Annotated in this window: 16 protein-coding genes, 1 tRNA gene and 2 pseudogenes; 13 read left to right on the forward strand and 6 right to left on the reverse strand. The window is 65.6% G+C overall.

Going from position 1 to position 23,901, the window contains the following annotated elements; translation table 11 throughout:
* Positions 1 to 10: 10 nt before the first annotated feature.
* The 3 genes from LL972_RS03990 (at position 11) to LL972_RS04000 (ending at position 3,120) form a co-directional block, all read left to right on the forward strand.
* Positions 11 to 748 carry a DUF2058 domain-containing protein gene (locus LL972_RS03990; RefSeq protein ID WP_323134202.1) on the forward strand — a complete coding sequence of 246 codons (738 nt, stop codon included), beginning with the start codon at positions 11 to 13 and terminating at the stop codon, positions 746 to 748.
* Positions 749 to 1,107: 359 nt separating this feature from the next.
* Positions 1,108 to 1,830, forward strand: a complete 723-nt coding sequence (locus tag LL972_RS03995) for a transporter (RefSeq protein WP_228326488.1) — start codon at positions 1,108 to 1,110, stop codon at positions 1,828 to 1,830.
* 105 nt (positions 1,831 to 1,935) lie between these two features.
* Positions 1,936 to 3,120, forward strand: a complete 1,185-nt coding sequence (locus LL972_RS04000; RefSeq protein WP_228326489.1) for a LacI family DNA-binding transcriptional regulator — start codon at positions 1,936 to 1,938, stop codon at positions 3,118 to 3,120.
* On the opposite strand, the gene LL972_RS21605 is transcribed toward LL972_RS04000, so the two are convergent.
* Complete coding sequence (locus LL972_RS21605) at positions 3,109 to 3,231, reverse strand: hypothetical protein (protein WP_255438075.1); 123 nt, start codon at positions 3,229 to 3,231, stop codon at positions 3,109 to 3,111. The genes LL972_RS04000 and LL972_RS21605 overlap by 12 nt on opposite strands.
* On the opposite strand from LL972_RS21605, the gene fucP reads away from it, so the two are divergent.
* From fucP to LL972_RS04015, 3 genes are read left to right on the forward strand one after another with little or no spacing between them, the layout of a single operon-like run.
* Positions 3,221 to 4,444 (forward strand): L-fucose:H+ symporter permease, encoded by a 1,224-nt coding sequence (fucP, locus tag LL972_RS04005; RefSeq protein ID WP_429002111.1) that lies wholly within the window; start codon positions 3,221 to 3,223, stop codon positions 4,442 to 4,444. The two genes, LL972_RS21605 and fucP, sit on opposite strands and share 11 nt — an antisense overlap.
* Positions 4,441 to 5,427 (forward strand): carbohydrate kinase family protein, encoded by a 987-nt coding sequence (locus tag LL972_RS04010; RefSeq protein WP_228326490.1) that lies wholly within the window; start codon positions 4,441 to 4,443, stop codon positions 5,425 to 5,427. Before fucP ends, LL972_RS04010 begins: the two co-directional genes overlap by 4 nt.
* Positions 5,424 to 6,680, forward strand: coding sequence for an AGE family epimerase/isomerase (locus tag LL972_RS04015; protein ID WP_228326491.1), 1,257 nt, complete (start codon positions 5,424 to 5,426; stop codon positions 6,678 to 6,680). Before LL972_RS04010 ends, LL972_RS04015 begins: the two co-directional genes overlap by 4 nt.
* Here LL972_RS04015 and metH read toward each other — a convergent pair.
* The 3 genes from metH to LL972_RS04030 all read right to left on the reverse strand — a co-directional run bounded on the left by metH (position 6,622) and on the right by LL972_RS04030 (position 11,682).
* The gene (gene metH, locus LL972_RS04020; protein WP_228326492.1) at positions 6,622 to 9,375 is read right to left on the reverse strand and encodes a methionine synthase; all 2,754 of its coding nucleotides are present in this window, start codon (positions 9,373 to 9,375) and stop codon (positions 6,622 to 6,624) included. The two genes, LL972_RS04015 and metH, sit on opposite strands and share 59 nt — an antisense overlap.
* Before the next feature lie 169 nt (positions 9,376 to 9,544).
* Complete coding sequence (locus LL972_RS04025) at positions 9,545 to 10,690, reverse strand: homocysteine S-methyltransferase family protein (protein ID WP_228326493.1); 1,146 nt, start codon at positions 10,688 to 10,690, stop codon at positions 9,545 to 9,547.
* Entirely contained in the window at positions 10,687 to 11,682 is a 996-nt protein-coding gene (locus LL972_RS04030; RefSeq protein WP_228326494.1) for an ArsR/SmtB family transcription factor, read from the reverse strand. The genes LL972_RS04025 and LL972_RS04030 overlap by 4 nt, the downstream gene beginning before the upstream one ends.
* Before the next feature lie 122 nt (positions 11,683 to 11,804).
* Between LL972_RS04030 and LL972_RS04035 the strand changes: the two genes are divergently transcribed.
* The 3 genes and pseudogenes from LL972_RS04035 (at position 11,805) to LL972_RS04045 (ending at position 14,959) form a co-directional block, all read left to right on the forward strand.
* Complete coding sequence (locus tag LL972_RS04035) at positions 11,805 to 12,953, forward strand: acyl-CoA dehydrogenase family protein (RefSeq protein ID WP_115049039.1); 1,149 nt, start codon at positions 11,805 to 11,807, stop codon at positions 12,951 to 12,953.
* A 53-nt stretch (positions 12,954 to 13,006) separates the two neighbouring features.
* Positions 13,007 to 13,091 (forward strand): annotated as a pseudogene (locus LL972_RS21745) (acyl-CoA dehydrogenase family protein); the annotation flags it as partial.
* A 344-nt stretch (positions 13,092 to 13,435) separates the two neighbouring features.
* A complete protein-coding gene (locus LL972_RS04045) occupies positions 13,436 to 14,959 on the forward strand; it encodes a platelet-activating factor acetylhydrolase IB subunit (protein WP_228326496.1) in 1,524 nt (507 codons plus the stop codon).
* Between the two features lie 226 nt (positions 14,960 to 15,185).
* On the opposite strand, the gene LL972_RS04050 is transcribed toward LL972_RS04045, so the two are convergent.
* Positions 15,186 to 15,272, reverse strand: a tRNA-Leu gene (locus LL972_RS04050).
* A 121-nt stretch (positions 15,273 to 15,393) separates the two neighbouring features.
* On the opposite strand from LL972_RS04050, the gene rnr reads away from it, so the two are divergent.
* From rnr to LL972_RS04070, 4 genes and pseudogenes are all read left to right on the forward strand, one after another.
* On the forward strand, positions 15,394 to 17,958 hold the full coding sequence (rnr, locus tag LL972_RS04055) for a ribonuclease R (protein ID WP_228326497.1): 2,565 nt from the start codon (positions 15,394 to 15,396) through the stop codon (positions 17,956 to 17,958).
* A 137-nt stretch (positions 17,959 to 18,095) separates the two neighbouring features.
* Positions 18,096 to 18,569: a GFA family protein gene (locus tag LL972_RS04060; protein WP_228326498.1), complete on the forward strand. Its 474-nt coding sequence runs from the start codon at positions 18,096 to 18,098 to the stop codon at positions 18,567 to 18,569.
* Positions 18,570 to 18,817: 248 nt separating this feature from the next.
* Positions 18,818 to 19,570, forward strand: coding sequence for a 23S rRNA (guanosine(2251)-2'-O)-methyltransferase RlmB (gene rlmB, locus LL972_RS04065; RefSeq protein ID WP_024940443.1), 753 nt, complete (start codon positions 18,818 to 18,820; stop codon positions 19,568 to 19,570).
* 416 nt (positions 19,571 to 19,986) lie between these two features.
* Positions 19,987 to 23,027, forward strand: a pseudogene (locus LL972_RS04070) (diguanylate cyclase domain-containing protein).
* Between the two features lie 187 nt (positions 23,028 to 23,214).
* Here the strand turns inward: LL972_RS04070 and rnt are convergent.
* On the reverse strand, positions 23,215 to 23,862 hold the full coding sequence (gene rnt, locus LL972_RS04075; RefSeq protein ID WP_228326499.1) for a ribonuclease T: 648 nt from the start codon (positions 23,860 to 23,862) through the stop codon (positions 23,215 to 23,217).
* Positions 23,863 to 23,901: the final 39 nt, after the last annotated feature.

Genomic DNA, 23,901 nt, shown 5'->3' on the forward strand with positions numbered 1-23,901 from the left:
TGCCACCGCCATGAGCGATACCTTACGTGACCAGTTGCTTGGGTTGGGCTTCAAGTCCGCACCCAAGCCCGAACGCAAACCCGACGCACGGCCCGCCGCGCGTCAACATGGCAATGGTGGAAGGCCTGCGCCCGGCGGCAACAAGCCGGGTGGCCAGGGCAGGGGACCGCAGCGGCCGCATGCCGCTGCGGCGACCGACGGCAAGGGCGAGCGCAAGAATGACGGCAGGCCGGAGCGTCGCAACGATGGCAAGCCGGCAGGACCGCAACGTCCGCCGCAGTCCACGGCCGACCGCCGCGGACCCAGGCCGGCACGCACGCGCGAAGACATCGATCTGGCCAAGGCCTATGCGATCCGCGCGCAACGCGAGAAGGACGAGCGCATCGAAGCCGAGCGGCTGAAGCAGGAAGAAGCACGCCTGCGTCGCGAAGCCAAGGCCAAGCTCGAAGAGCTGCTCAAGGACAAGGGGCTGAATCATGCCGAGGCGGACATCGCCCGGCATTTCCCGTATGGCGGCAAGATCAAGCGTATCTACGTGACTGCCGATCAGCTCAAGGCGCTCAACGCCGGCGAGCTTGGCGTGCTGCAGCTCAACGGCCGCTATCTGTTGGTCACCGCCGAGGTACTGGCAGAAGCCGAAGCGGTGTTTGCGCCATCGGTGGCATTGAAGGTGGACCCGAATGCGCCGGCAGGCGAAGACCCGTATGCCGACCCCCAGTATCAGGTGCCCGACGACCTGGTCTGGTAACCCTGCGTGAGCTAGGTGTTGTTGGTCATGGGCACCTGATGGGTGCCCATGTTGTTTGGTGCGTTGCCTTGCGTGGTGCGCACCTGGATCGTTGCTGCGCGCCGTCCGGCTGCTCCATGCAGCAATGCAGCGTTGGCGATACACGGGCCGGTCACGGCGCGCGCGGCACCATCGCGGCCTTATCGGTCAACGCCTCCGGGCATGGTGCCTGTTGTGTTGCCGCTCATTCCCTGCCGATGGTGTCGCGTATGTCCATGTTGTCGAACGTATTGAAGTCCTGCGTTGTTGCTCCAGTTGCATCCACCGCGCGCCGCGCTTCGGGTTTGCAGGCGACGCGCGCCATGGAGCCGGCCGCGGTTATGCTTGGGTTGTGCGTGGTGAGTCAGCAGGCCGCTGCACAGGCGGAGGACGCACCGGCGTTCGACCGTCCCGGTATTCCGTTTGCTGCCGAAGTGCTGCAGCCCGGCGCGTTCGCCTGGGAGCAGGGCCTGCCGGACGCGAGTACCGATCGCAGCGACGGGCAGCGCACCACGCAGTACACCGCCGATACGCTACTGCGCCTGGGGCTGTCCCAGAATGTGGAGCTGCAGGTGGGTAGCGACAGCTACAACTGGCAGCACGGTGGCGGTGAGCGTGTGCGTGGCGGGGGCGATAGCCATATCGGCCTGAAGGTGGCATTGCCGTCGCAGTCGGACAGCTTTCATTGGGCCGCGCTCGGCAGCTACAGCGTGCCGACCGGCAGCCCGGCCTTCAGCGACGGCTATGCGCGCGAACTGGGCGTAACTGCGTCCTGGGATCTGGCGCAGCAGCGCGCCCTGGCGCTGTACGTGAACTACGCACGCGACAGCGACGGACATACCTGGACCTTCTCGCCGAACTACACGTTCTTCTCAGGCGAGCATTTCAGCAGCTATGTGGAAGCGGGTTTCGACACCGGCAGCGATCACTCGCGCGTGGCCGGCGCCGGTGGTGCCTGGCAGTTGCCGCATGCGATGCAACTGGATGTCTCGGTGCTGCGCGGGCTGACCTCCGAGAGCCCGGACTGGCAGGGCGGGATCGGCCTGTCGATCGCATTTCAGTAAGGAGGCGACTGCAGTCAGGATCGGCGCGACTGCTGGCTATGTTGCACTGCCGCATGCATTGGGTGCGCGGAAAAGGCCTAATTGGATCGATCCAATCGACGCCAGATGCATGCGCACTTCTTCCATTGCAAGGTCGGCAGCGTGACGCGTGCCAAACCGACGCCCTCCGCTGCGGAGGACGGCGATGCCCGGCGCGGCGGACGCGGTGCGGTGACCTTGCGCGATATCGCCGGCGCCATCGGCGTGTCGCGTGCGACGGTGTCGTTGGTGCTGCGCGGCAGCCCGCTGGTGCACGCGACCACGCGCGCGCGCGTGGAGGCCGAGCTGGATCGGCAGCACTACGTCTACAACCGTGCTGCGGCCAATCTGCGCCGCCGCACGTCATCCAGCATCGCGCTGGTCATCAACGATCTGTCCAACCCGTTCTTTGCCGAATTCGCCGCAGGCGTTGATGAAGCTCTTGGCGCAGCCGGTTATGTGACCCTGCTCGGCAGCACCGGCGAATCGACGCAGCGCCAGCAGGCGGTGTTGACCTCGCTGATGGAGCACACGCCTGCCGGCATCATCCTGTCGCCGGCCGAAGGCAGCCAGGCGCAGGCCTTGACCCAGGTGCTGGGGCGTCAACACAACGTGGTGTTGTTCAACCGCGAAGTGGAGGGCGCGGGCTGGGATCTGCTGGCGCTGGACAACGAGCAGGGTGCGTTGCTTGCCTGCGCGCATCTGATCGCGCAAGGCCACCGGCGCATCGTGTTCTTCGGTGGCCATGCCGAATCCAGTTCCTGCCGGCAACGCCGCGCCGGTTACGCGCGTGCGATGGCCGATGCCGGCCTGGCCGCGCATTACGTCGAATCCGCACCGAACCGACAGGATGCTGCGCTGTGCGCGGGTCGCATGCTGGATCGTGCCGAGCACGATCGTGCAACTGCGGCGGTCTGTTACAACGACAGTGTCGCGTTGGGCCTGATGGCGGCGCTGGCGATGCATGGCATCGTGCCGGGGCGCGACTTCGCTGTGACCGGTTTCGACGATATCGCCGAAGCTGCATTGTTTACCCCCGCGCTGACCACCCTGGCCGCCGATCCGCGTGCGCGCGGCCGCCAGGCCGCGCAACTGGTGTTGCAGCGTATCGGCAGTCCCGACCTTGCATCGCAACGCCTGACCGCCGCAGTCGAACTGAAGATCCGCGCCAGCAGCGCCAGCAGCGCCAGTGCGTCAAGCTCCGTCGTTGCGCTTCACTCCCCCAACGATTCTTCCCCCGTGCATTCCCCCACCAAGGCCTCAGGCCGCTGACCAGGCAATTCCTATGGTTTCCCTTTCCACGCAATCCACAGTGCCAAGCGGCAACAAGGCGCCCGTCAACAATGGCGTTGCGTTGTCGGTCGTCACCACGATCTTTTTCATGTGGGGCTTTCTCACCTGCCTCAACGACATCCTGATTCCGCATCTGAAGGCGGTGTTCGAACTCAACTTCGCGCAGGCGATGCTGGTGCAGTTCACCTTCTTCGGCGCGTATTTCCTGATGTCGCTGCCAGCCGGTTGGTTGGTGGCCAGGCTTGGCTACAAGCAAGGCATCGTGGCTGGGCTGGCGGTTGCCGCGGTCGGTGCGTTGGGCTTCTGGCCTGCGGCGGAACTGCGCGTCTATGGCGCATTTCTCGGCGCGCTGTTCGTGTTGGCGACCGGCATCACCATCCTGCAGGTGGCCGCCAACCCCTATGTCGCGTTGCTGGGCCCGGAGCGCAGTGCGTCCAGCCGGTTGACGCTGGCGCAGGCGCTCAATTCGCTGGGCACCGCAATCGCGCCGCTGTTCGGTGGCTGGCTGATCCTGTCCAACACCGTGATGAGCGGCGATCAGCTCAAGGTGCTGCCCGAAGCCGAGCAGCTGGCCTATCGCGTGCAGGAAGCGCAAGCCGTGCAGGGGCCGTACATCGGTCTGGGCATCGTGCTGTTTCTGCTGGCGATCTTCGTGTTCCTGTTCCGTCTGCCGGCACTCACCGATGCGGGCGCGCAGAAGGATGAAAGCAGGCATTCGCTGCTGGATGCCCTGGCGCATCCGCATGTGCGCTTCGGTGTGCTGGCTATCTTTTTCTATGTCGGCGCGGAAGTGGCGATCGGCAGCCTGATGGTCAACTATTTCTCGTTGCCGCAGATCGGCGGGTTCACCGAGCGCGAGGCGACCCACTACGTGTCGGCGTACTGGACGCTGGCGATGATCGGCCGCTTCATCGGTTCGGCCTTGCTGGCCAAGTTGTCGCCGCGCGTGCTGTTGTCGGTGTTCGCCGGGATCAACGCACTGCTGCTGGTGCTGACCATGGCCAGTGGCGGCATGCTGGCGGTGTATGCGCTGGTGGCGATCGGCCTGTTCAATTCGATCATGTTCCCGACCATCTTTACGCTCGGCATCGAGCGGCTTGGCCCGCTGACCGGCCGCGCCTCGAGCCTGTTGATCATGGCCATCGTCGGCGGCGCAATCGTGCCGTATCTGCAAGGCCTGCTGGCCGACAGCATCGGTCTGCACGAGTCGTTCGTGTTGCCGCTGGTGTGCTACCTGTACATCGTGTTCTACGGCATCTGGGGCTCGCGTCTGCGCGGCGCACTGGCGGAGGCGCAGGCATGAGTGCTGCAAAGAACCAGGTGGTCTGCTTTGGCGAGGCTTTGATCGACATGCTGGCACTGCCGCAGGCCGGTCCGGATGAGGCACGTACGTTTGCGCAATACGCCGGCGGTGCGCCGGCCAATGTCGCGGTCGCGGTGGCGCGGCTGGGTGGTGCGGCGCATTTCGTCGGCATGCTGGGGCGCGACATGTTCGGCGACTTTCTGCTGCACAGTCTGCAGCAGGCCGGCGTCGCTACCAATGGCATCGTGCGCACTGATCAAGCCAAGACCGCGCTGGCTTTTGTGGCTCTGGATGAAGCCGGCGAGCGCAGTTTCAGTTTCTATCGTCCGCCTGCGGCGGATCTGTTGTTCCGTCCCGAGCATTTTGCCGCGGATGGCTTCACGCAGGCCGCCGTGCTGCATGTCTGCTCCAACAGCATGACCGAGCCTGCGATCGCGCAATGCACGCTGGACGGCATGCGCCGCGCACGCGCCGATGGCGCCATTGTCAGCCTGGATCTCAACCTGCGCCCGATGTTGTGGCCGCAGGATGTGGACCCGGCCGCGTTGCTGTGGGAGGCGTTGGCGCTGGCCGATGTGGTCAAGCTCTCACGCGAAGAACTCGATTACCTGGCCGGCACGCTCGATGGCGATGCCAGCATGGTCACCCAGAAGCTCTGGCAGGGACGGGCCAGCTGGTTGCTGGTCACCGATGGCGGCGGACCGGTGCATTGGCAGACACGCACTGATTCCGGCCAGGTGCCGGCCTTCGACGTGCAGGTGCGTGACAGCACCGCAGCGGGCGATGCATTCGTCGGCGGCCTGCTGTTTCAGTTGGCTGCGCGTGCGTCCACGCTGGAGCAGTTGTGTGGCGATGCCGCTGCGATCACCGAGGTGATCCGCTTTGCCGCAGCGGTCGGTGCGCTGGCGGTGACGCGCAAGGGCGCGTTTGCGGCGATGCCGAGCGTCGATGAAGTCCATTCTTTGATCCAGGAACAACCATGAGCCGTTTGCCTGCGAGCCCCGCACCCGATTTCCGTTCGGCCGATGTGCTGCGTCAGCATATCGCCGACACCATGGCGTTCTACCACCCACGCGCGATCGATCCGGCGGGCGGATTTTTCCAGTACTTCCGCGACGATGGTGCGATCTACGATGCCGGGCATCGGCATCTGGTCAGCAGTACGCGCTTCGTCTTCAACTATGCAATGGCGTATCGCGAATTCGGCGATGCGCAATACCTGCAGGCAGTGCATCACGGCCTGGATTACCTGCGCAACGTGCACCGCAATCCAGCCACCGGCGGCTACGCGTGGACCCTGCGCGATGGCGTGGTCGAAGACGACATGAATCACTGCTACGGCGTGGCGTTCGTGCTGCTGGCGTATTCGTGCGGCCTGAAGGTGGGCATCGACGAGGCGCGCACATGGATGGACGAGACCTGGCAGCTGCTGGAAAAACATTTCTGGGAGCCGGAATTCGGCCTGTACCGCGACGAAGCCGATGCGCAGTTCAACTTCACCAGCTACCGCGGCCAGAACGCCAACATGCACATGTGCGAGGCGATGATCGCCGCGTACGAAGCCAGTGGTGAGCAGCGTTATCTGGACCGCGCGTTGTCGCTGGCCGACACCATGACCCGGCGCCAGGCGGCCAAGGCCGACGGCCTGGTGTGGGAACACTACGATCTGCAGTGGAACATCGACTGGGACTACAACCGCGACAATCCCAAGCACCTGTTCCGCCCGTGGGGTTTCCAGCCGGGCCACCAGACCGAGTGGGCCAAGCTGCTGATGCTGCTGGATCGCTACGCGCCGACCGATTGGCTGCTGCCGACCGCGCAACATCTGTTCGATGTGGCAGTGGAGCGCTCCTGGGATGCGCAGCGTGGCGGGCTGTATTACGGCTTCGACCCGGACGGCAAGGTCTGCGACGACGACAAGTACTTTTGGGTGCAGGCCGAGTCGTTGGCGGCGGCGGCGTTGCTGGCCCAGCGCAGCGGCCAGGAGCGCTACTGGCAGTGGTACGACAAGCTCTGGGCGTATTCCTGGAAGTACATGATCGACCACCGCTATGGCGCGTGGTATCGCATCCTGGATGCGGACAACCGCAAGTACAGCGATGAAAAAAGCCCCGCCGGCAAGACCGATTACCACACCATGGGTGCGCTCCTACGATGTCTGCAGTCTGCGGCTGCCCTTACTCCGGGTCGTAATCCAGGTTCGATGCGAGCCAGCGTTCGGCCAATGCCAAGGTGATGCCCTTGCGCTTGGCGTAGTCGGCCACCTGTTCCTTGCCCAAGCGCCCGACCACGAAGTACTGGCTCCTGGGATGGCTGAAGTAATAGCCGGAAACCGCGGCGGTGGGCAGCATCGCGAAACTTTCGGTCAGCGTCATTGAGGCGTGGCGCTCGGCATCGAGCAGGTCGAACAGGGTGCGCTTCTCGCTGTGCTCGGGGCAGGCGGGATACCCCGGTGCCGGGCGAATGCCGCGATAGCGCTCGGCGATCAGTGCCTCGTTATCCAGCGTCTCATCCTCCACATAGCCCCAGAATTCGGTACGCACGCGTTGATGCAGGCGCTCGGCCAGCGCCTCGGCCAGACGGTCGGCCAGGGCCTTGAGCAGAATCGCGTTGTAGTCGTCGTGTGCGGCTTCAAACCGCGCCACATGCGGGTCGATCCCGATGCCGGCAGTCACCGCAAACGCACCGATCCAGTCCTGCTTGCCGCTGCTTTTAGGTGCGATGAAATCGGCCAGGCAGAAGTCGGGGCGGTCGATGGGTTTGTCGACCTGCTGGCGTAGGAAATGCAGGGAATGGGGAATGGAGAATCGGGAATGGTCCGGCGCCGAAGGATCGCCTTGCGATTCCCGATTTCCGATTCCCGATTCCGCAGGCTCGGTCAGCACCACAACATCATCGCCCACACTATTGGCCGGCCATAGCCCAAACACCGCCTTGGCGGTCAGCCATTTTTCCGCAACGATGGTGCGCAGCATCTTGCGTGCGTCGCGGTACAACTCGCTGGCCTGGGGGCCGACCACCTCGTCGCTGAGGATCGCCGGAAACTTGCCCGCCAGTTCCCAGGCCTGGAAGAACGGGGTCCAGTCGATCAGCTCGATCAACTCCTGCAGCGGGTAATCGTCAAACACGTGCAGGCCGGGCTGGCGCGGCGCGGGCGGTGTGTAGGATGCCCAATCGCCATCGAAACGCTGTGCGCGTGCCTTTTCCAGCGGCACTAGGCGCTTGGCGTCGCCGCGATTGCGATGGCGCGCGCGGATCTCCGCGTAGTCGGCATCGTTGGCGGCGACAAAGGCCTGGCGCAGGTCGCGCGAGATCAGCGATTGCGCAACGCCCACCGCACGCGAGGCGTCCTTCACCCACACGGTGGGGGCGGTGTAATGCGGGTCGATCTTCAAGGCGGTGTGCGCGCGCGAGGTGGTGGCGCCGCCGATCAAAAGCGGAATCTCGAAGCCTTGCCGCTGCATCTCGCGTGCGACATGCGACATCTCTTCCAGCGACGGCGTGATCAGGCCGGACAAGCCGATCAGGTCTGCATTCTCCGCGCGCGCCCGGTCCAGGATCACTTGCGCCGACACCATCACGCCCAGATCCACCACGTCAAAGTTGTTGCAGGCCAACACCACGCCGACGATGTTCTTGCCGATGTCGTGCACATCGCCCTTGACGGTGGCCATGATGATCTTGCCGTTGGACTTGCCGACATCGCCGGTACGCAGCTTTTCCGCTTCGATAAACGGCAGCAGATACGCCACCGCCTTCTTCATCACGCGTGCGGACTTGACCACCTGCGGCAGGAACATCTTGCCGGCGCCGAACAGGTCGCCGACCACGTTCATGCCGTCCATCAGCGGGCCTTCGATCACATCCAGCGGGCGGGTGGATTGTTGCCGCGCTTCCTCGGTATCGGTTTCCACGAATGCGTCGATGCCGTGCACCAGCGCATGCGCCAGCCGTGCGCGCACCGGCTTCTCGCGCCAGGCCAGGTCCTCGACTTTCACCGCGCCCTTGCTGCCCTTGTAGCGTTCGGCGATTTCCAGCAGCCGCTCGGTGCCGTCCTTGCGCCGGTTGAGGATCACATCCTCCACGCGCTCGCGCAGTTCCGGGTCCAGCTCGTCGTAGATCGGCATGCCGCCGGCGTTGACGATGCCCATGTCCATGCCGGCCTTGATCGCATGAAACAGGAACACCGAGTGGATCGCCTGGCGTACCATCTCGTTGCCGCGGAACGAGAACGACACGTTGGAAACGCCGCCGGAAATATGGCAATGCGGCAATGTGCGCTTGATCTGGCGGGTGGCTTCGATGAAGTCCACCGCGTAGTTGTCGTGCTCCTCGATGCCGGTGGCCACGGCAAAGATGTTCGGGTCGAAGATGATGTCTTCCGGCGGGAAGCCCACCTGCTCGGTCAGCACCTTGTAAGCGCGTGTGCAGATCTCGACCTTGCGCGCACAGGTATCGGCCTGGCCCACTTCATCGAAGGCCATCACCACCGCGGCGGCGCCATAGCGCAGCACCTTGCGCGCCTGTTCGATGAACAGCGCCTCGCCTTCCTTGAGCGAGATCGAATTGACCACGCTCTTGCCTTGCAGGCACTTCAGGCCGGCTTCGATCACGCTCCACTTGGACGAATCCACCATCACCGGAATGCGCGCGATGTCCGGCTCGGACATGATCAGGTTGAGAAAGCGCGTCATCGCCTTTTCCGAATCGATCAGGCCCTCGTCCATGTTGACGTCGAGGATCTGCGCGCCGTTGGCGACCTGCTGACGCGCCACTTCCACCGCCTCTTCGTAGCGCTCCTCCTTGATCAGCTTGCGGAACTGCGCGCTGCCGGTGACGTTGGTGCGCTCGCCCACGTTGACGAACAACAGGTCCGGCGTGATGACCAGCGGTTCCAGGCCGGACAGGCGGGTGTGGCGGGGAGTGCTCATGCGAGGCTCTGCTGGACGTTGACGGCGCGATCGGTCTTGGTGCGTGGGTGATCTTCACGGCCTGACCATGGGGCGCGACGCACTGCGGCCCTCATCCGGCGCTGCGCGCCATCTTCTCCCGCTTGCGGGAGAAGGTGCCCGAAGGGCGGATGAGGGCGTGACTGCCGCATCACGCGGCCAGCTCCTGCGCGCCAGGCAACTGCCGCGGTGGCAGGTCGGCCACCGCTTCGGCGATGGCGCGGATGTGATCCGGCGAGGTGCCGCAGCAGCCGCCGACCAGGTTGAGCAGGCCGGCCTGCGCGAATTCGCGCAGGGTTTCGGCCATTTCTTCCGGAGTTTCGTCGTACTCGCCGAAGGCGTTCGGCAGGCCGGCGTTGGGATGCGCGCTGACATAGGCGTCGGCGATCTGCGACAAGGTCTCCACATGCGGGCGCAGGTCCTTTGCGCCGAGCGCGCAGTTCAGGCCCACCGACAGCGGCCGCCCGTGCGCGACCGAGGCATAGAACGCCTCGGCCGTCTGGCCGGACAGGGTGCGTCCGGAGGCATCGGTGATGGTGCCGGAGATCATCACCGGCAGGCGTCCGCCGCGCGCTTCGAACACTTCCTCGATCGCATACAGCGCGGCCTTGGCGTTGAGCGTGTCGAAGATGGTTTCCACCATCAGCGTGTCGGCACCGCCGTCGATCAGGCCGTCGATGGCCTCGCGATAGGTCTCGCGCAATGCGTCGAAGCTGGTGTTGCGATAGCCGGGGTCGTTGACGTCCGGGCTGATCGAGGCGGTGCGGCTGGTGGGGCCGAGCACGCCGATCACGAAGCGCGGCTTGTGTGGGGTCAGCGCCTCGACTTCATCGCAGCACGCACGCGCGACCTGCGCGCCGGCCTTGTTCAATTCGTAGACCAGATGTTCCAGGTGATAGTCGGCCTGGCTCACCGAGGTGGCGTTGAAGGTGTTGGTTTCCAGCAGGTCGGCCCCGGCGTCCAGATAGGCGCGGTGGATGCCGGCGATGATCTCCGGGCGCGACAGCAACAGCAGGTCGTTGTTGCCTTTCAGGTCGTGGCCTTGCGGTGCGTGCGCGTGATCGCAGCCCGGGCCATGCACATGTACCTGCGCGCTGTCGTACCCGTCGGCAAAGCGGGTACCGCGATAATCGGGTTCCTGCAGATCGTGGCGCTGGATCATGGTGCCCATCGCGCCATCGATGATGAGGATGCGTTCGGCGAGCGCGGCAGTGAGTCTGGCGGCGCGCTCCGGATGCAGCCACGGCAGTGCAAACGGGAGTGGGGATTGGGAATTGGAGATTGCTGCGGGCGTCATGATCCGGTTCTCCGCAAAGCAGCGCCTTTGCTTTCAACGATTCCCGATTCCCGATTCCCAATTCCCGGCTTCACCGCAATCAACGAAATCACCTCGAAATGCGGCGGGCGCTTCTCGCGCGTCACCGTCTCCAGGCTGGACACGTCCAGCCCGGCTTTCTCGGCGAACTTGCGCAATTCCTTGGACGCAAAACCGAGATTGACGTGGCCATAGGCATGCACCGCGGCGCGATGTTCGTGCTTGGCCAGGCTGCACAACAGCAAGCGGCCACCGGGGCGCAGCACGCGCGCGGATTCGGCCACCGCCTGCGCCGGCTTGGCCGCGTAGGTGAGCGCATGCATCAGCACCACCAGGTCGAAACTGGCATCGGGAAACGGCAGCGCATGCATGTCGCCTTCGCGCACTTCCACATTGCGCAGCTTGCGCAGGCGCTCGCTGGCGGCGGCGACCACGCGCGCGCTGGTGTCGATGCAGATGTAGCGGGTGGCATGCGGTGCCACCAGCTCGGCCAGCACGCCGTCGCCGGAGGCGATGTCGAGCACGTCGCCGGTTTCCAGCAAGGGCAGGGCGGTGCGCGCCAGTGCTTCCCAGGTGCGACCGGGGGAATAATGCCGCTCCATGTCGCCGGCCACCGAATCGGCCCAGTTCTGGTCGGCGGCGCGGTTGGCCAGCACTGCTGCCACGCGCTCGGCGTCCTGGCGCAGCAGCGGATCGTCGCTGCCGGTGCTCAGCGCCAGCCACAGGGCGCGCTGCGCCGGGTCCAGCGACACCTCGTCGAAACGGTAATAGGCCGACACGCCTGCGCGGCGGTCGCGCACCAGCCCGGCTTCCTTGAGCTTGGCCAGGTGCGTGGACACGCGCGGCTGGGCCAGGCGGGTGATCGCCGACAGCTCGGCCACGGTGAGTTCTTCCTGCTCCAGCAAGGTCAGCAGGCGGACGCGGGTGGCGTCGGCAAATACCTTCAGGCGCGCCGACCAGTCTTCCAGATCCATGAATATCTCTATATCGCGATATGGAGATATTTTCGGCCGGGCAGGGTGTGGGGTCAACTACATACGCATGCGAATGGTTGGGGCTACAATGGGTGCTCAGCCTAGGCCTGGAGGGGTGCGACGTGGATTTCAGCTTTACCGAAGAACAATTGATGATCCAGGATGTGGCGCGCCGCATCGCCCAGGAAAAGATCGCCCCCAGCGCGGAGCAGTTCGATCGCAGCGGCGAGTTCCCGCTGGAGAACATCCGCCTGCTGGGCGAGAACGGCCTGATGGGCATCGAGGTGCCGGCCGAGTACGGTGGCGCCGGCATGGACCCGATCAGCTATGCGCTGGCGATGATCGAGATCGCCGCTGCCGACGGCGCGCATTCCACCATTGTCTCGGTCAACAACTCGCTGTTCTGCACCGGCATCCTGAAGAACGGCAGTGAGGCGCAGAAACAGCTGTACGTGCGCGCGATCGCCGAAGGCGCGCAGATCGGCGCATTCGCACTGACCGAGCCGCAGTCCGGTTCGGATGCGTCGGCGATGCGCTGCCGTGCGGTCAAGCAGGCCGATGGCAGCTTCGTGATCAACGGCAAGAAGAGCTGGATCACCTCCGGCCCGGTCGCCAAGTACATCGTGTTGTTTGCGGTGACTGAGCCGGACAAGGGCGCGCGCGGCATCACCGCCTTCATGGTCGACGCCGATCGCGCCGGCTTCCACCGCGGCAAGACCGAGCCCAAGCTCGGCATTCGCGCCTCGGCCACCTGCGAGATCGAGTTTGCCGATTACATCGCCCAGCCCGAGGAAGTGCTGGGCGTGGAAGGCGAGGGCTTCAAGACCGCGATGAGCGTGCTCGACGCCGGGCGCATCGGCATCGCTTCGCAGGCGGTCGGCATCGCGCGTGCGGCCTATGAAGCGACCCTGGCCTACGTCAAGGAGCGCAAGGCCTTCGGTGCGGCCATCGGCACTTTCCAGATGACCCAGGCCAAGATCGCTGACATGAAGTGCAAGCTGGATGCAGCGCTGCTGCTGACGCTGCGCGCGGCCTGGTTGAAGGGGCAAGGCCAGAAGTTCGGCACCGAAGCGGCCGTGGCCAAGCTCACCGCCTCGGAGGCGGCGATGTGGATCACCCATCAGGCGGTGCAGATCCACGGCGGCATGGGCTATTCCAAGGAAATGCCGCTGGAGCGTTACTTCCGCGACGCCAAGATCACCGAGATCTACGAGGGCACCTCGGAAATCCAGCGCCTGGTGATCGCGCGCGGCGAGACCGGCCTGCGCTGAAGTCGGCCGCGCTCCAGCGCTGCCGCATGGCGCGGCAACGCTGGAGCGTTCTCCGTGACGCCAAGATCACCGAGATCTACGAGGGCACCTCGGAAATCCAGCGCCTGGTGATTGCGCGGCGAGACCGGCCTGCGCTGAGCGGCCTGTTCGGCAGCGCGCCGCCGGGTGCCGATTCCATTGGCCCAAGGTGTGCAGCGCTCGATCCATTGCCTTGATGTAGGTGATCGCTTCGATGTGGGCGATTGCTTCCCACTGCCAGGTAGGAGCGCGCTTGCGCGCGATGAAGCGTTATCGATAACGCCTCATCGCGCGCAAGCGCGCTCCTACGCAAACGTGTGCGATCCAGCATCACAGATGCGCCGCGTCAGTGACCTGGCGCTGGCACACCGCAAGCACTTCAAAGCATCACATGGCGGGGTGGCTGCGTCCGCGCTTGTCGCGCGCGGATCACAATCGCGGCTTCTCCAGCCTCTGGTGCGCGCATGCTCCGGTCTTTGCACGCTGTGTTTCCCCGCCTTTCATTGTCTGTCATTGCGCCCGTGTTGATGTGCTGGGGGCTGTTGCTGGTCTGCGCTGTGGCAAGCGCACAAACGCCGCCCCCCTCGATCGTGCCGACCGACCGCCTGCAGGAGGCCTGGTGGGCGCAGCGGCACGCGCAGGTGCTGGAGCAGGTGAAGCAGCACCCCGACACGCCGCTGTTGTTGATCGGCGATTCGATCACCCAGAACTACGAAAAGGCCAAGGCGCCTGACGAAGATTTCCAGCCGACCTGGCAGACCTTCTACGGCAGCCGTGGCGCGCTCAACCTGGGCTTCAGTGGCGACGGTACCGAGAACGTGCTGTGGCGGCTGGCCAATGGCGAGGTCGATGGCCTGCAGCCCAAGGTCGCGCTGGTGTTGATCGGTACCAACAACACCGGCCATCTCGGCCAGACCGCAGAGCAGGCCCAGCTCGGCATCGATGCGGTGGTCGCGGCGATCGAACAGAAATTGCCGCGCACGCAGATCCTGCTGGTGGGTGTGCTGCCCAGCGACATCTCCAGCGAGAAGTCGCGCCGCGATGCGCAGATCAACCAGGGCCTGGCCGTGCGCTACGGCGACAATCCACGCGTGACCTATCTGGATGTGGGGTCGATCTTCCGGCGCGATGGCAGGCTGCGCAGCGAGCTGTTCTACGACACCCGCTTCCGTCCGCCAGCCGGCGCCCTGCATCCGGACACGCAAGGTCAACGCATGCTGGCCGAGGCGATCGAACCGACCCTGGCGCGCCTGCTCGGCGAGCCGCCGGTCAAGCCGGTCGCCGAGCTTGGCCGTGATTTTGCGACCTCGCTGATTCCGGTCGACCGGCTGGAGCAGGATTCCTACGATTGGTATGCACGTCACCATGCGGCGCTGGCTGAAGCGCGCGCGCTAAAGCCCGAGGTGGTGATGATCGGCGATTCGATCACGCATTTCTGGGCCGGCCCACCGCTGGCCACGCGTGTCAGCGGGCCCGAGTCCTGGCGCTGGTTGTACGGCAGGCGTCCGGTGCTGAATCTGGGCTTCGGTTGGGATCGCACCCAGAATGTGCTGTGGCGGATCCGCCAGGGCGAGCTCGACGGCCTGGATCCGCGCTGGGTGGTGCTGCATATCGGCACCAACAACCTCACCGGCACCGCGCAATCGCGCGCGGCCACGCCGGCCGAGACCGTACAGGGCGTGGAGGCGGTGGTGAGCGAGGTGCGTCGTCGTTTGCCCGGGAGCCAGCTGATTCTGATGGCGATCATGCCGCGCGGTCGCCATGCCGCGGATGCGCAGCGCGCTCCCATTGCCGAGACCAATCGGCTGCTGGCCGCGCGTTATGGCAAGGATCCGTCCGTGCGTCTGCTCGATATCGGCCCTCGGATGCTGCAACCGGACGGGACCTTGCCTGAGGCGCTGATGCCCGACGGTACCCATCCCAGTGAGACTGGATATGCGATCTGGGCGACGGCACTGCGCGAGGCGGGCATCACGGCGGCGCCATAACCGGCCTCGCCGCGGATGCAGGGCAGTGGCGTCGAAAGGGCGCTGCTGTCGCGCAGAAGGCTTGCCGGTTGCGCCGTTGCCGCGCTACGGCGTGAGCGGATCAAGCTTTGGCAGCCGATCAACAGCGTGCTCGCGTCGGCAGGCAACGCAAACGTGCGGCCCCAATCAGAATTTTCCAGACCCCGGAAACCAGAAGACCCCCGATTGCTCGGAGGTCTTTTTAAACTGGTGCCCAGAAGAGGACTCGAACCTCCACGAAGTTGCCCCCGCTAGCACCTGAAGCTAGTGCGTCTACCAATTCCGCCACCTGGGCAGGTGAGCCGCGAATTTTGCAGACTCCCGGCGGGCTTGTCAATGCCTGGCAAGCGGCAATTGCGACCGCTTGGGCGAGCCTTGCTGCCCATGTCGCGGCCGCAAGGGGTACCATGTAAGCAATGACAAAGAAAAACACCCCAGATTCCGATCGGCCCAGTCGCCGCAAATCCACCAGCCCGGGCGAGTCCACCACCGCCGAAAAACAGAAGTTGCCGGGCTGGATGCCGGACTTCCTGGTCCGCGCCGCCGCCGGCGCGTCGACCAAGTCCGCGAACAAGCGCGCTGCCGACAAGGCCGCCAATGCTTCGCCCGAACTGCCGGTAGCGCCCGCGCTGCCCGCGCTGCCCGCGCTGCCCACGCCGCCGGCACCACGCGCACCGCATCCGCGCAAGAGTGGCCCGCCTGCGCCGCCGCCGGAACGCCTCCAGCAGGCGCCGATCGAAGCGTCCGCGCCGGCGGCGGAGTTCAAGGATCCGCATGCCGATCGCGAAGCACTGCGCTACGCCGAGCCGATCGCCAGCCGCGAAGCCATCCTGCAGCTGCTCGATGCCTGCGACGGTCCGCAGACCGCCGAGGAAATCGCCGAACAACTCAATCTCAGCGACCGCATCGACGCGCTGGGCAAGCGCCTGGCGGCGATGGTGCGCGAAGCGCAGCTGGTGCAGAACCGCCGCGGCGGCTATGCGCCGGTGCAGCAGACCAGCCTGATTGCGGGTGTGGTGATCGCCAACCCGGAAGGCTTTGGCTTCCTCAAGCCGGACGAAGGTGGCGATGACCTGTTCCTGCCGCCTTATGAAATGCGCAATGTCATGCACGGCGATCGTGCGCTGGCCAATGTCACCGGCATCGACCGCCGTGGCCGCCGCGAAGGTGCGATCGCCCGCGTGCTCGAGCGCCGCATGTCGCGCATGCTCGGGCGCTTCTTCTACGAGCATGGCGTGGCCTATGTCGACCCGGACGACAAGCGCGTGCAACGCAATGTGCAGATCGCACCGGATGGCATCGGCGACGCACGCGAAGGGCAGTTGGTGGTGTGCGAACTGATCGCGCCGCCGGACGCGCGGCGCCCGGCGATCGGCAAGATCATCGCGGTGCTCGGCGACAAGCTCACCCCGTCGCTGGTGGTGGAGATGGCCATCCATGGCCATGAGCTGCCGCACGAATTCCCGCAGGAAGTGCTGGACGAAGCCGCGGCAGTGCCGTTGGTGGTCGAGCCGCAGATGATCGGCGGGCGCGTGGATCTGCGGCAGATGCCGCTGGTCACCATCGACGGCGAAGACGCCAAGGATTTCGACGACGCGGTGTATTGCGAGCCCAACGCCGACGGCTTCCGTCTGGTGGTGGCGATCGCCGACGTGTCCAACTATGTGCGTCCGGGCACGCCGCTGGACGACGAAGCACAAAAGCGTGCCACCTCGGTGTATTTCCCGGGTTTCGTGGTGCCGATGCTGCCGGAAACCCTGTCCAACGGCATCTGCTCGCTGATGCCCAAGGTCGACCGCATGTGCTTCGTCTGCGACATGCAGGTGGGGCGCGACGGCGAAGTCACCGGTTCGCGTTTCTACGAGGCGGTGATGAACTCGCATGCGCGCCTGACCTATAACCAGGTCTGGAAGGCGGTCGGCGAAGACGATGCCGATACCAAGGCCTTCATCGGCCCGTTGCTGCCGCAGGTGCAGCGCCTGCATCAGCTGTACAACGTGCTGTCCAAGGCGCGCACGCAGCGTGGCGCGATCGAGTTCGAAACCTCCGAAGTGCGCTTCGTGCTCGACAACACCGGCGAAGTCACCCAGGCCGGCATGCTGGTGCGCAACGATGCGCACAAGCTGATCGAAGAATGCATGATCGCCGCCAACGTCGAGGCCGCGCGTTACCTGCTGAGCATGCATGTGCCGGCACCGTACCGCGTGCACGAGCGGCCGCCGGAGAGCAAATACGAAGACCTGCTGGAGTTCCTCAAGGAATTCCAGCTGAGCCTGCCGGCATGGAGCAAGGTGCGCCCTGGTGACTACACCAAGTTGCTGAAGAAGGTGCGTGCGCGTCCCGATGCGGCGCTGCTGGAATCGGTGCTGCTGCGCAGCCAGAGCCTGGCGGTGTATTCGCCGGACAACAACGGTCACTTCGGTCTGGCGCTGGAAGCGTATGCGCACTTCACCTCGCCGATCCGACGGTATCCGGACCTGCTGGTGCATCGCGCGATCAAACACGCGCTGACCGGTGCCAGCCCGGAAAAATACATCTACACCCCGCGCCAGATGGCGGCGTTGTCGTTGCAGTGTTCCGAGCGTGGTCGGCGTGCCGACGAAGCCGAGCGCGAAGTGGACGAGCGGTATCGCGCCGCGTGGATGGAAAAGCATGTCGGCGGCCAGTTCGACGGCGTGATCAGCGGCGTGACCGGGTTCGGCCTGTTCGTGGAGTTGACCCAGTCCAAGGTCAACGGCCTGGTGCATGTCACCCAGCTGCCGCAGGACTATTACCAGTTCGATCCGATCCGCAAGACGCTCAGTGGCGAGCGCCGTGGCCGCACGTTCCGTCTGGGCGATCCGGTGCGGGTGCTGGTGCTCAAGGCCAGCATGGAGGAACGCAAGATCGACTTCCGCCTGGCAGAGGATCGCGGCGATGCGCCCGAACCGCCGCCGCCGCCGAGTGCTCAGCCGGCCAAGCGCAAGAAGAAGCAGTACTAAGCGTGTCTGCAGTACCGCGAGCCGCCGTCCGACGGCGGCTCGCGATGCGTACGGACCGACGGATATGAGCTGCAGCTCGTTGCTGGCAGACGCTCGCAACGCGCGTTGGGTGCCCACTTTCAAGGCTTGAGGCGACGATGGACGCAGCAATCGAGTACAGCGGTGGCTGCCAATGCGGCGCCGTGCGTTTCCACGTGCGCGGCAGGCTGACGGACGCCTCGATTTGCCATTGCCGCATGTGTCAAAAAGCCTTCGGTGCCTACTACGCGCCGCTGGTTTCGGTGCGCGGCGCCGAATTCGTCTGGACACGCGGCGAGCCCAGGCGCTTCGCGTCTTCGTCGCTGGTGCAGCGTGGATTCTGTGCCGACTGCGGAACGCCGCTGACCTATGAGGCGCCGGACGGCGTGGCGATTGCGGCCGGCGCGTTCGATACGCCTGAGCGGCTGCCGCCAATGATCCAGTATGGAGTGGAGCGCAAGCTGCCGTTTGTCGATGGGTTGAGTGATCTGCCGGCGCGTACCACCGAGGATGATGTCGCTGCATTGGCGTTTCTGGCCGATGTGGTGTCAAGGCAGCATCCGGATCACGATACCGCGCAGTGGCCAGTGTGAGTTCGCGCCCGCAGGCGTGAGCTCCTATCGCAGGGGTTCGCGACAGCGGGTGCGTGCAGGTGCCGGCACCATCACAACGGTGCGAGCGCCATCTTCGATCCCCGCAATAGGCCGTACAGCGTGCTGAAGTTCTGGCCGTGGTCCAGGAACAACGCGATCTCCTTGCTGGCAGCGCCGTCTGCGCTCCGGCCGTGACGTGGCAGGCCGCAGCCCCTACCATTCCCCTTTATCTCTTCGTATCCGGCGCAATGAGCAGCAAGCAGAATCAGTGGATCGTAGGCGTCAACGCCGTCGCCTCGTCCGTCGAGAACGACGCCGACAACGTGCGCGAGGTCTTGATCGAGGCCGGCAGCAAGAATCCGCGCCTGATCGAAATCGAAGAGCAGGCCCGCCGCAAGGGCATCGACGTGCGCCGGGTCAACACCCAGGCACTCGATGGCGTCGGTGGGCAGGTGCGCCACCAGGGCGTGGTCGCCCGCTATGCCGCAGCGCGGCTGTGGGCCGAAAACGAGCTCGAAGCGCTGGTGACCGCAGCCGAGGGACGCGCCTTGCTGCTGATTCTCGACGGCGTGCAGGACCCGCACAATCTCGGTGCATGCCTGCGCAGCGCGGCGGCGGCCGGCGTCACTGCGGTGGTCATTCCCAAGGACAAGTCGGCCACGGTCAACGCGACCGTGCGCAAGACCTCGGCCGGTGCGGCCGACCGTATTCCGGTGGTCGCGGTGACCAATCTGGCGCGTTGCCTGCGCGATCTGCAGAAGCAGGGCGTGTGGCTGTATGGCCTGGCCGGCGAAGCCGAGGCGTCGCTATACAGCGTGGACCTGCGCGGCAACGTCGGGCTGGTGCTCGGTGGCGAAGCCGACGGCCTGCGTCGTCTCACCCGCGAGCACTGCGATGGCCTGGTCAAGATTCCGATGCCGGGCGATATCGAAAGCCTGAACGTCTCGGTGGCTGCCGGCGTGACCCTGTTCGAAGCGGTACGCCAGCGCCTGGGCGCTTAAAGCGGCCATCGAAACGACTACGCTCACCGCCAGGCGGGCGCGGGCGCGGCCGCTGCCCGGATCGGCATGCACCACCCGTGCACTGGGCTTGCTCCGCGCTGGTCCGCAACTAGTTGGTCTGCTCGCGACGTTTTGCTAGCCACTCTTGTATTGCACTTACGCGCGGTTCGAGCGCGCGGGTGCGCGCAGTGCGGCTTGATCGGCACGGCGAGATCGCGCGTCTGGCGCCGGTCGATCCGCGCACTCACATAAACCAGCCGATCTGCGCAAACCACGGCGCCCATGTGCTTGCCGCTGCATTGCCGAGTGCGTACGTAGCGCGCTGCACATGACTTTCGCCCACTCATGCGGCGATCCACCGGCGCGCGTGCGCATTTTTGCCTACCATATCGCCAGCGAACGGCGTGTTATGTCTGATGAAAGATGGAGCGGGGGCCTGGTCGACGGGCGAGAACGGATGCGATGCCAAGGCGTCGGCACGGGGAGACACGCAGCCGCGGCGCTGGCTCGGTGCCGTTGTCTGCATGCTGCTGGCGCTGTGCTCGCTCGCGGCGCTGGCTGCACCGGCCGGCACGGCGCCACTGCGCGACTACGCGACTACGCGATCGACAGCTGGAGCTCGCGTAACGGCCTGCCGCACAACTCGCTGCGCGATATCGCCCAGACCCGCGACGGCTACCTGTGGTTCGCCACCTGGGAAGGCCTGGTGCGTTACAACGGCCTGGAATTCGGCATCATCGACCGCAGCACGCGTCCGGGCTTGCCCGACAACGGCGTCGGCGCCTTGTACGTCGATCACGACGGGGCGCTGTGGCTCAGCGATGCGCGCGGCAATCTGGTGCGTCACGGCAGCGACGGGCAGTGGCGGCACTGGCAGCGGCAAGGGCAGTGGCCGCAAGCGCTGATCCATGCAATGACCATGGATCAGCGCGGTCGCATGTGGCTGCTGTTCGAGGGGCACGGGCTGGGCTGCCTGTGGCCGGATGGGCGCTTCGAGTACTTTCCGCCGCGCGATGGCGTGCCGCTGCAGAGCAGCTTTCCGCGCATGGCGTTCGACGATCAGGGCCGGCTGCTGATCGGCACGCTGGACGGCTTGATCTATCGCGAACCGAACGGGCGCATGCATCGCGCCCCGGCCGCATTCGGCCTGCCGCCGGGGCTGGCGTGGCCATACCGCGCACCGGACGGCACGCTGTGGGTCGTCGCCGGCGAGCAGTTGTACCGGCTACAGGGCCGGACCGCCGAGCTGGTGCATCGTGTGCCCGGGCAGGGCCATTTCACCGCGATGCTGCAGGATCGCCACGGCGACCTGTGGCTGGGTAGCGAAAATCAGGGGCTGCTGCGCATCGGCAGTCATGGAGTGGAGCATCTGCCGGCTGGTCGCAGCCTGCCGACCGGGCGCATCGTCAGCTTGCGCGAGGATGCCGAAGGCAGCATCTGGGTCGGCGCCAATGGCGGGCTGTTTCGACTGCGCGAAACCCTGTTCAGCAGCTACAGCCAGCGCGATGGCCTGAGCGGCGACTACGCCCGGGCGGTGCTGGAAGACCGCGACGGCAGTCTGTGGATCGCCAGCACCGCCGGCCTGGATCGCATGCTGCCGGACGGACGCATCGTGCCGGTGGCGGTGGCCACGCCATCCGGGCGCAGGCTCTCGGTGCTCAGCCTGGCGCTGGATCGGCACGGCGATCTGTGGGTGGGCACGTATGCCGATGGCGTCTTCGTGCTGCGCGATGGACGCCTGCTGCGGCATTACGGCGACGCCGAGGGCATTCCCAGCGGGCATATCCGCGCCATCGTGATCGACGACTCCGGCGTGGTGTGGCTGGCCACGCAGCGCGGTGTGGTGAAGCTGGTGAACGGCAAGCGGGCGACCCTGGCCGTCGACGGCCTGCCCGATGGCGTGGTGACCGCGCTGGCCAGCATCGATGGTGCGCTGTGGATCGGCTCGGTCGACGGCGCGGCGGTACTGCGCGACGGAAAACTGCAGCAATTGAATCTGGAAGCGCTGGGCGGCGCGCGGAGCGTGTTCGGTTTTCAGAGCATCGGTGACGCTGTCTGGATCTCGACCGATCGCGGCCTGTACCGGGCGCGCAACGGCAGGCTCGCACGCGTGGGCCTGGAGCAGGGCATGCCGGTCGATACGGTGTTCCAGCTGGTCAACGACCGCTTCGGCAATGCCTGGATCAGCAGCAATCGCGGCGTGCTGCGCACACAACTCGCCTTGCTCAACGCGGTGGCCGATGGACGCGGCCGGCTGGTCATCGAACGCTATGGCGAGATCGACGGCATGGGCAACGCGCAGGCCAACGGCAGCTCCGGGCCGAGCATGATCGCGCGTGCCGATGGCTCGATCTGGGTGGTCACCGCTGGCGGCGTGAGCACGGTCGATCCGGCGCGTCTGCAGCGCTTTCGCCAGCGCCGTGCACCGCCCGCGGTGATCGAGAGCGTGCAGCAGGACGCACGTCCGCTGACATGGCGGCAGCAGGCACGGCTGCCGGGTGGGCATCGCCTGAACGTGTCCTACGTCGGCATGAGCTTCCTGCTGCCGGAGCGCATCGAGTACCGCACGCGCCTGGAAGGCCTGGACAATGACTGGACTGAGCGGGGCCGGCAACGCAGCGTGGAATTCATCGGCCTGCCGCCGGGGCGCTACCGTCTGCATGTGGCGGCCCGTCACCCCGGCGGTGCATGGAGCACGCACGAGGCGATGTGGGCGTTCGAGGTGCTGCCGCTGTGGTGGCAGCGCCAGGACGTGCGCTTTGCTGCGGTGCTGTGCGCGATGTTCGCACTCGCGTTGGTGTATCGCTTCCTGTTGCGCCGCTACAAGACCCATAACGCGCGCCTGGCCGAACTGGTGCGCAAACGCACCGAAGATATGCAACTGCAGGCGCAGCGATTGCTGCAGGCCAACCAGGAAAAGAGCGAGCTGCTGACGCGGCTGCGCATCAAGTCGGACGTGTTCGAGCGCCAGGCGCACGAGGACGCCTTGACCGGGCTGCCCAACCGCCGGCATTTCGACGAGGCGCTGGCGCGCGACATCAGCCGCGCACGCCGCAGCGCGCGCCCTTTGGTGCTGGCGATTCTGGATATCGATCACTTCAAACGCATCAACGACCACTATTCACACGCCAGTGGCGATGCGGTGCTGCACGACGTCGGCGTGCTGCTGACGGCCGCCGCGCGCGCATCGGACCTGCCGGCGCGTCTGGGTGGCGAAGAGTTCGCCCTGCTGCTGGCCGATACAACGTTGGCGGATGCGCAGGCACTGTGCCAGCGCATCCGCGAGCTGTTCCATGCGCGCCACGACTGGGGCGGCGTGGAAGGCCTGCAGGTGACCTTCAGTGCCGGCGTCGCCGAGTTGCACGATGACGACACCGGCTCATCGCTGATGCAGCGCGCCGATCACGCGCTGTATCAGGCCAAGAGTGCGGGGCGTGACCGGATCTGTGTGGGTTAGGGGGGAATCGGGAATCGGGATTGGGGAATCGTAAAAGCTAAGATGCTTGGCACTTTCCTTCTCCTGCGGGAGAAGGTGCCCGAAGGGCGGATGAGGGTACGGCCACACGCGGCGCCAATAACTGCTGATTTCTCAAGCAAGAAGCCTCGCTGCTTTTACGATTCCCCAATCCCGATTCCCGGCTCGATCAGCCCGCGCCAGGCCCCGGCCAGGCATTGGCGATCGTGCAGAACAGCCGCGCGGTCTGTTCGGTGTCGTAGACCGCGCTATGCGCGTCGGCGGCGTTCCACTCCAGGCCCGCGGCTTGTGCCGCGCGCGCCAGCACGGTCTGCCCGTACGCCACGCCGGCCAGGGTCACGGTGTCGAACACGCTGAACGGATGGAATGGATTGCGTTTGTGGCTGACGCGGGCAACCGCGGCGTTGAGGAAGTTCAGATCGAAATGCGCGTTGTGCCCGACCAGGATCGCGCGCTGGCAGCCGTACTTCTTCACTGCCGCGTGCACCGGTGCGAACACATGGTCCAGCGCGTCCTTTTCCTGCTTGGCGAAGCGGAACGGGTGGTCGAGCACGATGCGGGTGATCTCCAGCGACTTGGGGTCGATCTCCAGCCCCGGCGCCGGCACCAGATGCGCGCTGGCGGTCTCGCCGGGGAAGAACCGCCCGTCGGCATCCATTTCGATCGGCACGCAGGCAATTTCCAGCAAGGCGTGCTTGTTCCAGTCGAATCCCCCCGTCTCCACATCCACCACCACGGGCAGATAACCGCGAAAGCGCCGCGACATGGGCAGGAAGGAGGGGGCAGGTGGCAGGTCGACCGGTTCGTTCATCGGCATAGCCTAGCAGGTCGCACGACCGGCCCGATCGTGGCAGCT

It is taken from the genome of Xanthomonas campestris pv. asclepiadis, from assembly GCF_020784175.1.
GTDB lineage: Bacteria > Pseudomonadota > Gammaproteobacteria > Xanthomonadales > Xanthomonadaceae > Xanthomonas > Xanthomonas campestris_D.